The sequence below is a fragment of the Pseudomonas sp. LBUM1656 genome (assembly GCF_059716065.1).
In genome coordinates this window covers 1340484-1355957 of sequence record NZ_CP166800.1, presented here as the reverse complement: position 1 = coordinate 1355957, position 15474 = coordinate 1340484, and the positions used below count along the sequence as shown (strand labels likewise).

General features: G+C 60.1%; 14 protein-coding genes. 10 read left to right on the top strand and 4 right to left on the bottom strand.

Going from position 1 to position 15474, the window contains the following annotated elements; all coding sequences use genetic code 11:
* The first annotated feature begins 103 nt into the window (after positions 1-103).
* Positions 104-2746 (top strand): bifunctional lysylphosphatidylglycerol flippase/synthetase MprF, encoded by a 2643-nt coding sequence (mprF, locus tag ACA072_RS05960; protein WP_497623594.1) that lies wholly within the window; start codon positions 104-106, stop codon positions 2744-2746.
* A complete protein-coding gene (locus tag ACA072_RS05955; protein WP_497623593.1) occupies positions 2746-4041 on the top strand; it encodes a virulence factor family protein in 1296 nt (431 codons plus the stop codon). Before mprF ends, ACA072_RS05955 begins: the two co-directional genes overlap by 1 nt.
* Before the next feature lie 230 nt (positions 4042-4271).
* On the opposite strand, the gene ACA072_RS05950 is transcribed toward ACA072_RS05955, so the two are convergent.
* Positions 4272-4562, bottom strand: a complete 291-nt coding sequence (locus ACA072_RS05950) for a type II toxin-antitoxin system Phd/YefM family antitoxin (protein ID WP_497623592.1) — start codon at positions 4560-4562, stop codon at positions 4272-4274.
* 402 nt (positions 4563-4964) lie between these two features.
* Between ACA072_RS05950 and ACA072_RS05945 the strand changes: the two genes are divergently transcribed.
* A complete protein-coding gene (locus tag ACA072_RS05945; RefSeq protein WP_497623591.1) occupies positions 4965-5291 on the top strand; it encodes a DUF3077 domain-containing protein in 327 nt (108 codons plus the stop codon).
* A gap of 186 nt (positions 5292-5477) precedes the next feature.
* Here ACA072_RS05945 and ACA072_RS05940 read toward each other — a convergent pair whose 3' ends face one another.
* Positions 5478-7379 (bottom strand): potassium transporter Kup, encoded by a 1902-nt coding sequence (locus tag ACA072_RS05940; RefSeq protein ID WP_497623590.1) that lies wholly within the window; start codon positions 7377-7379, stop codon positions 5478-5480.
* A gap of 445 nt (positions 7380-7824) precedes the next feature.
* Between ACA072_RS05940 and rimO the strand changes: the two genes are divergently transcribed.
* From rimO to tsaA, 6 genes are all read left to right on the top strand, one after another.
* Positions 7825-9162, top strand: a complete 1338-nt coding sequence (rimO, locus tag ACA072_RS05935; RefSeq protein WP_131059214.1) for a 30S ribosomal protein S12 methylthiotransferase RimO — start codon at positions 7825-7827, stop codon at positions 9160-9162.
* A gap of 112 nt (positions 9163-9274) precedes the next feature.
* Positions 9275-9748 carry an acetyltransferase gene (locus ACA072_RS05930; protein WP_497623589.1) on the top strand — a complete coding sequence of 158 codons (474 nt, stop codon included), beginning with the start codon at positions 9275-9277 and terminating at the stop codon, positions 9746-9748.
* 203 nt (positions 9749-9951) lie between these two features.
* Positions 9952-10662, top strand: coding sequence for an rRNA pseudouridine synthase (locus tag ACA072_RS05925; protein WP_497623588.1), 711 nt, complete (start codon positions 9952-9954; stop codon positions 10660-10662).
* A gap of 75 nt (positions 10663-10737) precedes the next feature.
* Entirely contained in the window at positions 10738-11208 is a 471-nt protein-coding gene (locus tag ACA072_RS05920) for a YehS family protein (protein ID WP_497333885.1), read from the top strand.
* A 192-nt stretch (positions 11209-11400) separates the two neighbouring features.
* Positions 11401-12171, top strand: coding sequence for an SDR family oxidoreductase (locus tag ACA072_RS05915; protein WP_497623587.1), 771 nt, complete (start codon positions 11401-11403; stop codon positions 12169-12171).
* A gap of 183 nt (positions 12172-12354) precedes the next feature.
* Positions 12355-13053, top strand: coding sequence for a tRNA (N6-threonylcarbamoyladenosine(37)-N6)-methyltransferase TrmO (gene tsaA / locus ACA072_RS05910; RefSeq protein WP_497624948.1), 699 nt, complete (start codon positions 12355-12357; stop codon positions 13051-13053).
* 174 nt (positions 13054-13227) lie between these two features.
* Here tsaA and fpr read toward each other — a convergent pair whose 3' ends face one another.
* Positions 13228-14007, bottom strand: coding sequence for a ferredoxin-NADP reductase (gene fpr / locus ACA072_RS05905; protein ID WP_003443014.1), 780 nt, complete (start codon positions 14005-14007; stop codon positions 13228-13230).
* 123 nt (positions 14008-14130) lie between these two features.
* Here fpr and ACA072_RS05900 point away from each other — a divergent pair, with 123 nt between their 5' ends.
* Positions 14131-15057 carry a LysR family transcriptional regulator gene (locus ACA072_RS05900; protein WP_461957480.1) on the top strand — a complete coding sequence of 309 codons (927 nt, stop codon included), beginning with the start codon at positions 14131-14133 and terminating at the stop codon, positions 15055-15057.
* Here ACA072_RS05900 and ACA072_RS05895 read toward each other — a convergent pair.
* Positions 15054-15416 carry a diacylglycerol kinase gene (locus tag ACA072_RS05895; protein ID WP_008010143.1) on the bottom strand — a complete coding sequence of 121 codons (363 nt, stop codon included), beginning with the start codon at positions 15414-15416 and terminating at the stop codon, positions 15054-15056. The genes ACA072_RS05900 and ACA072_RS05895 overlap by 4 nt on opposite strands.
* Between the last annotated feature and the right edge of the window lie 58 nt (positions 15417-15474).

Here is a 15474-nt window from a genome sequence, read left to right as displayed (position 1 = left end):
CAACCGGTGAGAGGCGTTAATATTTGTGATTATTTTTTTCTACAGGGATTGGTAACTTGGCTGGATACCCCCATCCTGTCGCGCACAATCCAAGAGGTGATTGATGCGCGCCAACTCGTCTGATCCACAAGACACCGTCACAGCGACACAACCGATCAAGGCCGGGCGTCTGCGCTGGCTGGATCTGGTCAGCAAGTACCGTCAGCCTATCGGCCTGGCGGTCACTCTGCTGTTGTTCGCTATCGCGCTGATTGCCTGTCGTCATCTGTTGAGCGAACTCGATCTGTACGCTTTGCATGACTCGATCCTGGAAGTACCGAAGCCGGCATTGCTCGGCGCATTGGGTGCAACCGTGGTCGGTTTCATCATTCTGCTGGGGTACGAATGGTCGGCCAGCCGCTACGCGGGCGTGACACTCGCGCCGCGCATCCTCGCGCTGGGTGGTTTCACTGCGTTTGCCATCGGCAACGCCATCGGTCTTTCGATGCTCTCGGGGGGCTCGGTCCGCTACCGTTTATATGCACGTCATGGTCTGGGGGCTTCGGAAGTCGCTCACATGACGCTGTTCGCCAGCCTTTCACTTGGTTGCGCCCTGCCACCGCTGGCCGCCCTGGCAACCCTCAGCAACCTGCCTGCCGCCTCAGCTGCCTTGGGCCTGTCCGAAGGTTTGCTGGGCGCAGTTGCCGCGGCCGTTTTGCTGCTCTTCAGCGTATTGGCCATCGGCATCTACCGCCGTCGCCTTTCGGAGCAGCCTTCCAAGGACAACCTGCTGGTCAAGGTCGGACGCCGCACCTTGCGCCTCCCGGGTCGCCGCCTGACCTTCCTGCAACTGATCATCACCGCCCTGGACGTGGCCGCCGCCGCGACCGTGCTTTATTTGTTGCTGCCGGAAGCGCCGCCCTTCGGTGCGTTCCTGCTCGTGTACCTGCTGGCCTTGGCCGCTGGTGTGCTCAGCCATGTGCCCGGCGGCGTCGGCGTATTTGAAGCCATCCTGTTGGCCGCTTTCGCCGACACACTCGGCGCCGCCCCACTGGCCGCCGCGCTGCTGCTCTATCGCCTGATCTATGTCGTGCTGCCCCTGCTGGTGGCGTGTGTGTTTCTGCTGATCAACGAAGGCCAGCGCCTGTTTCAGTCGCGCCAGTCCCTGCGGGCCGCTTCCGGTCTGGCGGCGCCGATTCTGGCGGTGCTGGTGTTCCTGTCCGGCGTGGTCCTGCTGTTCTCCGGTGTGACGCCGGAAATCGACACCCGCCTGGAACACATCGGTTTTCTGATCCCGCATCGACTGGTCGACGCTTCGCACTTCGGCGCCAGCCTGATCGGCGTGCTCTGCCTGCTGCTGGCGCAAGGTCTGCGTCGTCGGCTGTCCGCCGCGTGGATGCTGACCACCATCCTATTGCTGGTCGGCGCCCTGCTCTCTCTGCTCAAAGGTTTTGATTGGGAAGAAGCCTGCCTGATGACCCTGACGGCGAGTCTGCTGGGGGTGTTCCGACGTTCGTTCTATCGCCCGAGCCGCCTCACTGAATTGCCGTTCTCGCCGCTCTATCTGGTTTCCAGCCTGTGCGTGCTTGGCGCGTCGATCTGGTTGCTGCTGTTTGCCTATCAAGACGTGCCGTACAGCCATCAACTCTGGTGGCAGTTCACCCTTGATGCCGATGCCCCACGCGGCCTGCGCTCATTGTTGGGCGCCGCCGTTCTGCTGGTGGTCGTGTCGCTGACCTGGCTGCTGCGCACCGCTCGCCCGGTGATTCACTTGCCGACGCCTGATGAACTGGATCGCGCCGTAAAGATTCTCATGGCCTCCGCGCAACCGGACGGTGGCCTGGCCCTGACCGGTGACAAGGCGTTGCTGTTTCACCCCAACGACGAAGCGTTCCTGATGTACGCCCGCCGTGGCCGCAGCCTGGTCGCCTTGTACGACCCGATTGGCCCGACCCAGCAGCGGGCGGAAATGATCTGGCAGTTCCGCGACCTCTGCGACATCCACCACGCTCGCCCCGTGTTCTATCAAGTGCGCGCCGAGAACCTGCCGTACTACATGGACATCGGCCTGACGGCGATCAAGCTCGGCGAAGAAGCCCGGGTCGATCTGCAGCGCTTTGATCTCGAAGCCAAGGGCAAAGAGATGAAAGACCTGCGCTACACCTGGAACCGCGGCACCCGCGATGGCCTGTCGCTGGAGATCTTTGAGCCGGGCCATGCGCCGATGGATGAGCTCAAGGTGATTTCGGATGCCTGGCTGACCGGCAAGAACGTGCGCGAGAAAGGCTTCTCACTCGGCCGTTTCAGCGACGACTACATCAAGCATTTTCGCGTGGCGGTGATTCGTTTCGAAGGCCGCCCGGTGGCGTTTGCCAACCTGCTCGAGACTTACGGCCATGACCTGGCCAGCCTCGACCTGATGCGCGCGCACCCCGAGGCGCCGAAGCTGACCATGGAATTCATGATGGTCGGTCTGATTCAACATTATAAGAGTCACGGATACGCGCGCTTCAGCCTGGGCATGGTGCCGTTGTCGGGGTTGCAACCCCGGCGTGGCGCACCGCTGACCCAGCGTCTGGGCTCGATGGTTTTCCGCCGTGGAGAGCAGCTCTACAACTTCCAAGGTTTGCGCCGCTTCAAAGACAAATTCCAGCCTGACTGGGAACCCCGTTATATGGCCGTGCCCGCCGGACTCGATCCGCTGGTTGCCCTGGCCGATACTGCTGCCCTGATTGCGGGCGGCTTGACTGGATTGGTGAAACGCTGATGATTCAACGCTCCTTGCGGTACGTACTGGGCACGCTGGTCGTGCTGGCCCTGATTCTCGGTGGCGGTTACTGGTACCTGAAACGCCCGGCACCCGAACCGACCCTTGAACTGCTGACACCGGCCGATGGTGCGGCGATGACCCGCGTCATCCCCGGCAACACGCCGCGCGCCCAGGTGCTGGTGGCGGTCAACGAAGACCAGAAACTCAGCGACAAACAATTGATGACCCTGAGCCGCACCGGCTCGGCGCAGATTGTTCAGGTGATCCTGCCCAAAGACTGCCTGCTGCAAAGTCGCGCCCTGCAATCGGGCCTGCGCGAACTCAAAGGCCCGGCGACCCTGGTCAGCGGCATCGGCCCTGGCGCCGTGCTCGCGTGGCGCTGGTTGTCCGAGCAAAAGGACGAAAAGGCTCAAGCTGTCTCCGTCGACCTGGCCCTGGAAAAACCCGGCTGCACCCACCTGCTGCCGAAAAGCGCCGCTCACGGTCACTGGCTGGTGGCCTGGAACGACAACCCGGACGACACCAGCGCCGGCTTCGTGCGTGACCAAGCCAATGCCGAAACCAGCATCAGCGACTACGACATCAACCTGCCGCAAGTGCTGAACAACGAACTGCGCAAGCTCCTTGTCGGTGGCGACAAAGCCGCTGGCGGTCTGCAGATCCCGGTGGTCGAAGTCCCGGCCGGCCAGGCCAAAGACACCGTGACCCTGTTCCTGTCCGGCGACGGCGGCTGGCGTGACCTGGACCGCGACGTCGCGGGCGAGATGGCCAAGATCGGCTATCCGGTGGTCGGCATCGACACCCTGCGCTACTACTGGCAGCACAAGAGCCCGGAGCAAAGCGCCCTTGACCTCGCCGAGCTGATGCAACACTACCGGCAGAAATGGGGCACCAAGCGCTTCATCCTGACCGGTTACTCGTTCGGCGCCGACGTCCTGCCGGCGATCTACAACCGCCTGGAGCCAGCAGAGCAGCAACGCGTCGACGCAATCATCCTGCTGGCCTTCGCCCGCACCGGCAGCTTCGAAATCGAAGTCGAAGGCTGGCTCGGCAACGCCGGCAAAGAAGCCGCCACCGGCCCGGAAATGGCTAAGCTGCCACCGGAGAAAGTGGTGTGCATCTACGGTGAAGAAGAAGTCGACGAAAGCGGCTGCACCGACAAGAGCGCCGTGGGCGAAGCGATGAAACTGCCTGGCGGCCACCACTTCGACGAGAACTACCCGGCGCTGGCAAAGCGCTTGGTGGACATCATCGAGAAGCGCCAGGCCAAGGGTGAGACGGTTCAGGAGTGATCTGAGGCCTGCCCACGAAAAAGCCCCCACAGCCGTTTGGTTGCGGGGGCTTTTTCATATTTACCGACTCAACTAAGCACCACAGCTCCCTGTGGGAGCGGGCTTGCCCGCGATAGCGGTATGTCTGTCACATCAATGTCGGATCTGCAGCCGTCATCGCGGGCAAGCCCGCTCCCACAGGATCTGCGTATCGCCTGAGCAGATGCGTCTACCGCCCTCGAGACTGCCGCCTAGTCTTTCCTGGCGTACCGTGCACGCATATCGTCGTGACTGACTACCCTGGATTGATCAAAACCGGTCAATCGCCCCGTAGCCGCTGCTTCAACGCGAAGATCCTTAAGCTCGTCGAGCATTTCCTGATAGGCATCGACATTGATCATGACTGCTACTGGCCGATTAGCTTTGAAAATGACCAGACGCTCATTGGCACGACTGGAGATCTCGTTGAGTCTCGCACTGAAGCCCCTGACCAATGCAGTCATCGATATTGCTTGGTCAGCACGCTCAAATGATGCCGTCACATTCACCTCTCTTCACAATCGTGCAAATTTTTGAGCACGCTGTTCAACGTATCGCTTACTTAAGGTGTCGCAATATCGGATGACGCCCGCAGACCTTGTAGGCAAACTCCGAATCTCGCGTTTGGGCACTTTGCCGCCTTGTTGCGTTTTTCTTCGACGGGATACTCTCCGGACGTCGCTGACCATTCAGCGATCGGGCTTGGAAACCCGACGAGCGAATTGCAACAACGTGCCCAACATGACTGCGGACCTTTACGGCTGCAATCTTGTGTCATGGTGGCTGTGCGTGGGACGTCTCCGGACGTGCCGGTTTCCTAAGCTCCCGGTTTTCCAACCTGCGCACAGCTGCCACCCATTCGCTTGGAAACGAACGTGGCAGCTCCTCAAGCTTAGGGAATAGACATGACTAAAATTGATGCTTCCGCGATTTCAGATTTAAAAACCATAGGCTTCACCCCCCTCATCTACTGCCCGGACCAGGCGTTGTTCAACGTCCGAGCCGGTGTCCCCATCGTTCAAGCATTGTCACAAGCCTCCGATCTGCTGTTCCTCGCCAAATCCTTTTCCGAGGATGCCGCCTACGCAAGAGACACCGACCGCCACGCCTGGGCCGCTCACTATCTGACGGCGATGGGTAAGGCTGTGATTGATGATGTGGTGAAGGTCCTGACGCCGCGACCGGCCCGGACAAAGACTGAATCCGAAGAAGAGCTGCCCGGAAACAGATAACACCGCAAATCCCCTGTAGGAGTGAGCCTGCTCGCGATGGCGGACTGATATCCACCATTGTTGTCGACTGACAGACCACAATCGCGAGCAGGCTCGCTCCTACAGGGGTTCATCGCCAGCCTCTGAATCTCAGGCACAAAAAAGCCCCCGCTGCCGCAAAGGCAACGGGGGCTTTTCGATAAGGGCTTACATCTCGACCTGAGTACCCAGTTCAATCACCCTATTCAGCGGCAAATTGAAGAAGCGCAAATTGCCATTGGCATTCTTCAACATGAAGGCGAACAGCGCCTCGCGCCAGCGGGCCATGCCTTCTAGTTTGGAGGCGATCACCGTCTCGCGGCTGAGGAAGTAGGTGGTGCGCATCGGGCTGAAGTCGAGGTCATCGAGATGACACAGCTTCAGCGCCTGCGGCACGTCCGGCTCATCGACGAAGCCGAAGTGCAGGATCACGCGGAAGAACCCTTCACCGTGGGATTCAACCTCGAAGCGCCGTGTCGGCGGTACGCGCGGGATGTCTTCGTACACCACGGTCAGCAGCACCACTTGCTCGTGCAATACCTGGTTGTGCAGCAGGTTGTGCAACAACGCGTGGGGCACGGCGTCTGGACGTGCGGTGAGGAACACTGCGGTGCCCTGGACCCGATGTGGCGGTTGCACGGCGATACTGCTGATGAAAATCGGCAGCGGCAGCCCGCCCTCGTCCATGCGCTCCACCAGCAGTTGCTTGCCGCGTTTCCAGGTGGTCATCAGCACAAACAGCACGATACCGGCGATCACCGGGAACGCACCACCCTGAATGATTTTCGGCACGTTGGCCGCGAAGTACAGACCGTCCACCAACAGGAAACCGAGCAACAGCGGCACCGCGAGGATCGGAGGCCATTTCCACAGCAGCAATATCACCGCCGAGACCAGGATGGTGGTCATCAACATGGTCCCGGTCACCGCCACCCCGTAAGCCGAGGCCAGGGCGCCGGAGGATTCGAAGCCGATCACCAGCAGAATCACGCCGACCATCAGCGCCCAGTTCACCGCGCCGATGTAGATTTGGCCCTGTTCAGCGCTGGAGGTGTGCTGGATGTGCATGCGCGGGATGTAACCGAGCTGGATCGCCTGACGGGTCAGGGAGAACGCGCCGGAAATCACTGCTTGCGAGGCAATCACCGTGGCCAGGGTCGACAAACCGACCAACGGGATCAACGCCCAGCTCGGCGCCAACAGATAGAACGGGTTGCGAGCGGCTTCCGGATCTCCGAGCAGCAAGGCGCCCTGACCGAAGTAGTTCAGCACCAGCGCCGGCAGCACGAGAATGAACCACGCACGGGCAATCGGCTTGCGACCGAAGTGGCCCATGTCGGCGTACAGCGCTTCGGCACCGGTCAGTGCCAGCACCACCGCGCCGAGAATCGCCACGCCCATGCCCGGGTGAACGATGAAGAAGCGCACGCCCCAGACCGGGTTCATCGCTTGCAACACTTCCGGGTGTTGCAGGATGCCGTAGACACCCAGCGCGCCCAAGACCAGAAACCAGGTGACCATGATTGGCCCGAACAGGATGCCGATGCGCGCGGTACCGTGGCTCTGGATCAGGAACAGCGCCACCAGCACGACCAGCGACAACGGCACTACCCAATGGTCGATGCCATCGAACGCCAGCCCCAGGCCTTCAATCGCTGAAAGCACGGAAATCGCCGGGGTGATCATGCTGTCGCCGTAGAACAGCGCTGCGCCGATCAGCCCGCAGACCACCAGCAACCCTCGCAATTTGCGATGCCCCGCCGCCGCCCGCCTGGCCAGTGCGGTCAAGGCCATGATCCCGCCCTCGCCCTGGTTGTCGGCGCGCAACACGAACATCATGTATTTGATCGAGACGACCCAGATCAGCGACCAGAAAATCAGCGCCAGGATGCCCAGAACGCCGTCATGGTTGACCGGTACGCCGTAGCTCCCGGAAAACACCTCTTTGAGGGTGTACAGCGGGCTCGTGCCGATATCGCCATAAACCACCCCGACCGCTGCGACCAGCATGCCGATCGGCTTCGCCGCCGAATGCTCGGCACCCGCCGCCTGACTACTTGCCTGACCCATCCACCACTCCTACTACCCAGACCGGACTTCTTTGAAAGAAGCACTATGCTTTGCCACGCAGCATGCGCTGTTTTACATGACGTTACAGACGTTTCATTGACTGTAAAGAATAGGTAAAGCGTAACGGCGCGAAGCATAGCGCAGCACTCGTCGTATTTCCCTGCATAAAGCTGGTCAAGTGCGCCTCTCATCGCTAGAATTGCGCACTTTTTGATCAGAGGCACAAAACGTCCTGTCTCGCGAATACTGCTGATTTTTGACGGCGCCTGTTGTCGCCATACTGCGTTGCCGCTTCTCGCCATAGCAAGCTATGGCTCGGCGCGGCGCCTTGTCTGGCAACAACAGTCACTCGTCAAAAAACAGCGTATTCACGAAACAGGACGTAAGTGCCCGCTTGTCGCCTTGCCGTCTTCGGCTGGAGGCGTCACAAATACCGAGGTTAGACATGTCCACCACTCCTGCGCCGGCCAATCCAAAGGTTGGCTTCGTATCCCTGGGTTGCCCCAAAGCACTGGTCGACTCCGAGCGCATCCTTACCCAGCTGCGCATGGAAGGTTATGACGTTGTGTCCACCTACCAGGACGCCGACGTCGTGGTGGTCAACACCTGCGGTTTCATCGACTCGGCCAAGGCTGAATCCTTGGAAGTGATCGGCGAAGCCATCAAGGAAAACGGCAAGGTCATCGTGACCGGCTGCATGGGCGTCGAAGAAGGCAACATTCGCAAAATTCACCCGAGCGTGCTGGCCGTGACCGGTCCTCAGCAATACGAGCAAGTGGTCAACGCCGTGCATGACGCCGTGCCGCCGCGTCAGGATCACAACCCGCTGATCGACCTGGTGCCGCCGCAAGGCATCAAGCTGACCCCACGCCACTACGCGTACCTGAAGATTTCCGAAGGCTGCAACCACAGCTGCAGCTTCTGCATCATCCCGTCGATGCGCGGCAAACTGGTCAGCCGTCCGGTCGGTGACGTGCTCGACGAAGCCCAGCGCCTGGTCAAGGCCGGCGTCAAAGAGCTGTTGGTGATCTCGCAAGACACCAGCGCCTATGGCGTCGACGTGAAATACCGCACCGGTTTCTGGAACGGCGCGCCGGTGAAAACCCGCATGACCGAACTCTGCGAAGCCCTGAGCACCCTCGGCGTCTGGGTGCGTCTGCATTACGTTTACCCGTATCCGCACGTCGACGAGCTGATCCCGCTGATGGCCGCCGGGAAAATCCTGCCGTACCTGGACATCCCGTTCCAGCACGCCAGCCCGAAAGTCCTGAAGTCGATGAAACGCCCGGCCTTCGAAGACAAGACCCTGGCGCGGATCAAGAACTGGCGTGAAATCTGCCCGGATCTGATCATCCGCTCGACCTTCATCGTCGGCTTCCCGGGCGAAACCGAAGAAGACTTCCAGTACCTGTTGAACTGGCTGACCGAAGCCCAGCTCGACCGCGTCGGCTGCTTCCAGTACTCGCCGGTTGATGGCGCTCCGGCCAACGATATGGACCTGGAAGTCGTTCCGGACGACGTCAAGCAAGACCGTTGGGACCGCTTCATGGCGCACCAGCAGGCCATCAGCTCGGCGCGTCTGCAAATGCGTGTTGGCCGTGAAATCGAAGTGCTGGTCGATGAAGTCGACGAGCAAGGCGCCGTTGGCCGCTGCTTCTTCGATGCCCCGGAAATCGACGGCAACGTGTTCATCGACAACGGCAGCAACCTGAAGCCGGGCGACAAGGTCTGGTGCAAAGTGACCGACGCCGACGAATACGACCTGTGGGCTGAACAGATCTAAACGCAAAAAATACGAAAAGCCCTGCTCTCTTGACGAGATGCGGGGCTTTTTTACGTCTATCGTTTTGTGAGGAAAGGATTCTCGACACTCACAGGAAAAGGGGCATCTGGCTATGCGCCAACATTCGGTTATCCACACGCCGAAACACAGCGATTACGAAGAACTCACGCAAGTCTGGGAAGCCTCGGTGCGCGCCACCCACGACTTTCTGCCGGACAGCTACATTGAATTGCTGAAGAACCTGGTGCTGACCCGCTACCTCGACGCGGTGATGCTGATCTGCACCAGGGACTCGCGCCAGCGCATCACCGGGTTTGCCGGGGTGGCGGCGGGCAAGATCGAAATGCTCTTCATCGACCCGGCCCACCGTGGCCAGGGTTTGGGTAAGCAATTGCTGCGTTACGCCATGGAACACTTGAACGCTGATGAACTGGACGTCAACGAGCAGAACCCGCAAGCGCTGGGGTTCTATTTCAAGCAGGGCTTCGAGGTGATTGGCCGTTCGGAAGTCGATGGCATGGGGCAGCCGTATCCGTTGCTGCACATGCGCTTGCGCCAGGCGCAACAAAAGACACGCAATGGCTGACACAACATAGAACTCTGTGGGAGCTGGCCTGCCAGCGATGCAGACGCTACGGTTGGTCAGATACACCGAGGTGATGCAATCGCTGCGATGCGGCGGCCCGACAGGCCAGCTCCCACAGGAAATGCAACCGCATTGAAATGGAGCCGGGATTAACCGGCGCCACGCAGGTACAATGCCCACCCCTTTTTTGTTACGGCCCTGTCATGACTGACCCGATTCGTCTCTCCAAACGCCTCATCGAACTCGTCGGCTGTTCCCGTCGGGAGGCTGAGCTGTTCATCGAGGGCGGCTGGGTCACCGTGGACGGCGAAGTCATCGACGAGCCGCAATTCAAGGTCGACACCCAGAAAGTCAAACTCGACCCAGAGGCCAAGGCCACTGCACCGGAGCCGGTGACCATCCTGTTGAACGTGCCCGTTGGTATGGACGCGGAAACGGCGATGGCGACCATCAGCGCCGAGACCCTGAGCGAAGAACATCGCTTCAGCAAACGTCCGCTCAAGGGCCACTTCCTGCGCCTGACCGCCAGCACCGACTTGCAGGCCAACGCCAGCGGTCTGCTGGTGTTCACCCAGGACTGGAAGATCTTGCGCAAATTGACCGCTGACTCCGCCAAGATCGAGCAAGAGTATGTCGTCGAGGTAGAAGGCGACATGGTGGCTCACGGCCTCAACCGCCTGAACCACGGCCTGACCTACAAAGGTAAGGAACTGCCGCCGGTCAAGGCCAGCTGGCAGAACGAAAACCGCCTGCGTTTTGCGATGAAGAACCCGCAACCGGGCGTGATCGCCCTGTTTTGCCAGGCCGTTGGCCTGAAGGTCGTCGCCATCCGCCGCATCCGCATCGGCGGCGTGTCCATCGGCAAAGTGCCGTTGGGGCAATGGCGTTACCTGTCCGGCAAAGAGAAGTTCTAAGACTTTTCACGCCGCCACACATTTCGGCGCCGCTGTTGATGCGGCGCCCACTGCTGAATATCAGGATTGCACACCATGATTCATAACGACGTACTGCGCAGCGTGCGCTACATGCTCGACATCAGCGACAAGAAAGTCATCGAGATCATCAAGATCGGTGGCATGGACGTGTCCCTGGAAGACCTGCTGACCTACCTCGACAAGAAAGAGGAAGACGAGGAAGGCTTCGTACGCTGCCCGGACGAAGTCATGGCGCATTTCCTCGACGGCCTGGTGATCTTCAAGCGCGGCAAGGACGAAAGCCGTCCGCCGCAGCCGATCGAAGTGCCGGTGACCAACAACATCATCCTGAAGAAGCTGCGCGTGGCCTTCGAACTGAAAGAAGACGACATGCACGCGATCCTCAAGGCGTCCGAGTTCCCGGTGTCCAAGCCTGAGCTGAGCGCGCTGTTCCGCAAGTTCGGCCACACTAACTACCGTACGTGCGGCGATCAGTTGCTGCGCAACTTCCTCAAGGGCCTGACCCTGCGCGTTCGCCCGCAGTAAGCCCGCCGCGCGCCCTGTAGGAGCCGGCTTGCTGGCGAAGGCGATCTTGAGAACGCCATCGCCAGCAAGCCGGCTCCTACAAGAGCGGTCGCAGGCCATTCTGTATAGATGTTCATTCCTCGCAAAAATAGTGGCTCCGCTTCCGGCGGCTGACGACTAGGGTGTATTGACCCTCAGCTCTCAGGATTCGCCATGCACCCGTACTTTTCCCTGCAAGGCCGCACCGCTCTGGTGACCGGCGGCACCCGTGGTATCGGCAAAATGATCGCCAAGGCTTATGTCGAGGCCGGCGCCACCGTGTACGTCTGCGCGCGGGATGCCGAAGCGTGCCAGCAAACGGCTGATGAGCTGAGCGCCTTCGGGACGTGCCGCGGCGTGGCGGCCAACCTGGCCAATGAAGAAGGCGTGTTGCAACTCGCCACGCGGCTGGGCGAACAGATTCCTCATCTGGATATTTTGGTGAATAACGCCGGCACCACGTGGGGCGCACCGCTGGAAAGCTACCCGGTCAAGGGCTGGGAAAAGGTCATGCAGCTCAACGTGACCTCGGTGTTCAACTGCATCCAGCAGTTTTTGCCACTGCTGCGCAAGGCCGGCTCGGAAGCCAATCCGGCGCGGATCATCAACATTGGTTCGGTGGCGGGGATTTCTTCCTTTGGCGAACAGGCCTATGCCTACGGGCCGAGCAAGGCCGCCCTGCATCAACTGTCGCGGATTCTCGCGCGGGAGCTGGTGAGCCAGCACATCAACGTCAACGTCATCGCGCCGGGGCGTTTTCCGAGCAAGATGACGCAGCACATCGGCAATGATGAGCAGGCTCTGGCCGACGACACGGCGTTGATTCCAATGAAACGCTGGGGCCGGGAGGAAGAGATGGCGGCGCTGGCGATCAGTCTGGCGAGTACGGCCGGCGCTTACATGACTGGGAATATTATTCCTTTGGATGGTGGGTTCAGCCTCTAGATTGGCGGTGCGTCCTTCGCGAGCAAGCCCGCTTCCACAGGTTTTGTGCTGAACACACATTGTGTGTTCGCTCGAGAACCCTGTGGGAGCGGGCTTGCTCGCGAAGGGACCCTACCGGTCACCACCGATTCCAGGGTTGATCGGGTTATCATGCCCGCCCAAATTCCCGCCTCGACCCAAATCATGACCTACAGCGTTTCCCCCATCGGCTTTGTGCGCTCCTGCTTCAAGGAGAAGTTCGCCATCCCGCGCCAGCCGCAACTGGCCCCGGCCGCTCGCGGTGTGCTGGAACTGGTGGCGCCGTTCGATCAGGGCGATGCGGTGCAAGGGCTGGAACAAGTGAGCCACGTCTGGCTGCTGTTCCTGTTCCATCAGGCCCTGGAAGAAAAGCCACGCCTGAAGGTCCGCCCTCCCCGCCTGGGCGGCAACAAATCCATGGGCGTGTTCGCCACCCGTGCCACGCATCGGCCCAATGGCATCGGCCAATCCGTGGTGAAGCTGGACAAGGTTGAAGCCAATCGCCTGTGGATCTCGGGAATCGACCTGCTCGACGGGACGCCGATTCTCGACATCAAACCCTACGTGCCTTACGCGGACATCATCGACACGGCCTCCAATAGCATCGCCAGCGCTGCGCCGCAGCTGATTCCCGTGCAGTGGACGGACTCAGCGCTGCAACAGGCTCATGGTCATGCTCAGCGCCTTGACGAGCCGTTGGTGGCGTTGATCGAGCAATGTCTGGCACAAGATCCACGCCCGGCGTACCAGGTTCCTGCGCCAGAGCGGGAATATGGCGCGCAGTTCTGGGACCTGGATGTGCGCTGGCATTACCCCGAGGCCGGGGTAATCCGCGTCCTTGAAGTCATTCCCGCAAAAACCTGAACCCCAGAAACAAAAAAGCCCGCGCTGCCTTCTCAGGCAACGCGGGCTTTCCAAAATCAGCGCAAAACTAATGTGGGAGCAGGCTTGCTCGCGAAAGCGGACTTTCAGTCAACAGTATCGTTGAATGTGAAACCGCATTCGCGAGCAAGCCCACTCCCACAATGACCGAGTTTCTTACTTCTCGACGAACGCGCGCTCGATCAGGTAATCACCCGGCTCGCGCATCCGCGGCGACACTTTCAGGCCGAAGCTGTTCAACACTTCGCTGGTCTCGTCGAGCATGCTCGGGCTGCCACACAGCATGGCGCGGTCGTCCTGCGGGTTGATCGGAGGCAGACCGATGTCGCTGAACAGCTTGCCGCTACGCATCAGGTCGGTCAGGCGACCTTCGTTCTCGAATGGCTCGCGGGTCACGGTCGGGTAGTAGATCAACTTGTCACGCAGGGCCTCGCCGAAGAACTCGTTCTGCGGCAGGTGCTCGGTGATGAACTCGCGGTAAGCGACTTCGTTGACGTAACGTACGCCGTGGCACAGGATCACTTTTTCGAAACGCTCGTAGGTTTCCGGGTCCTGGATGACGCTCATGAACGGCGCCAGGCCGGTACCGGTGCTGAGCAGGTACAAATGTTTGCCAGGCTTCAAGTCATCCAGCACCAGCGTGCCGGTAGGCTTTTTGCTGATGATGATCTCGTCGCCTTCCTTCAGATGCTGAAGTTGGGAAGTCAGCGGGCCATCAGGCACCTTGATACTGAAGAACTCGAGATGCTCTTCCCAGTTCGGGCTGGCAATCGAGTACGCGCGCATGAGCGGCCGGCCGTTGGGCTGTTGCAGGCCGATCATCACGAACTGACCGTTCTCGAAGCGCAGACCCGGATCGCGGGTGCACTTGAAGCTGAACAGAGTGTCGTTCCAGTGATGAACACTGAGGACACGCTCGTGGTTCATGTTGCTCATGTACGTGGGACTCCTGGGAGATTTTGCCTGCGCCGCTGATGTGCGCAATTGCATCGCATTCTAATGGCAGCGACAATATCTGTTAAATGGATTATTAAGATAAGGGTTATCGGTTATATAGATATGCGATTTACTCTCCGTCAACTTCAAGTATTCGTCGCCGTCGCCCAGCAGGAAAGCGTATCCCGTGCTGCCCTGACGCTCAACCTCTCGCAATCGGCGGCGAGTACCTCGATCACCGAGCTAGAGCGCCAGTCCAGCTGCCAGCTGTTCGACCGCGCCGGCAAACGGCTGAGCCTCAACGCCCTCGGCAAACAGTTATTGCCGCAAGCGGTGGCCCTGCTCGACCAGGCCAAGGAAATCGAAGACTTGCTCAACGGCAAGTCCGGTTTCGGCTCCCTGGCGGTCGGCGCGACCCTGACCATCGGCAATTACCTGGCCACCTTGCTGATCGGCAGCTTCATGCAGCGCCATCCCGAAAGCCAGGTGAAGCTGCACGTGCAGAACACTGCCAACATCGTGCAGCAAGTCGCGCACTATGAAATTGATCTGGGTCTAATCGAAGGCGACTGCAGCCATCCAGACATCGAAGTGCAGAGCTGGGTCGAGGATGAGCTGGTGGTGTTCTGCGCGCCGCAGCATCCGCTGGCCAAGCGTGGCAGCGCGACCATGGAAGAACTGACCCACGAGGCCTGGATTCTGCGGGAACAAGGCTCTGGCACGCGACTGACCTTTGACCAGGCCATGCGTCACCATCGCAGCGCATTGAATATCCGTCTGGAACTGGAACACACCGAAGCGATCAAGCGCGCGGTGGAATCAGGCCTGGGGATTGGCTGCATTTCGCGACTGGCGCTGCGCGATGCCTTCCGCCGCGGCAGCCTGGTGCCGGTGGAAACACCGGATCTGGACCTGGCGCGGCAGTTCTATTTCATCTGGCACAAACAGAAATATCAGACGTCGGCGATGCGCGAATTCCTCGACCTGTGCCGCGCCTTCACCGCCGGGGTTCAGCGCAGCGACGAGATCGTGCTGCCCACCATCGCTTAAAGCAGAATCACCGCCCACACCAGCGCGATCATGCTCAACGCCACGAACTGAGCGGCGCTGCCCATGTCCTTGGCGTTCTTGGACAGCGGGTGCAATTCAAGGGAAATGCGGTCGATGGCCGCTTCCACGGCCGAATTCAGCAACTCGACGATCAACGCCAACAGGCAGACCGCGATCAGCAATGCCTGCTCGACACGGCTGACGTTCAGAAAGAACGATAGCGGGATCAGGATGACGTTGAGCAACACCAGTTGCCGAAAAGCCGCTTCGCCGGTGAAGGCTGCGCGCAGGCCGTCCAGCGAATAGCCGGAAGCGTTGAGGATGCGTTTGAGGCCGGTTTGGCCTTTGAATGGAGACATAGAGTAGGCAACTGACCAAAAAGGAGTGGGAAAGCTAGATCAACCAAAGTCAAAAAAG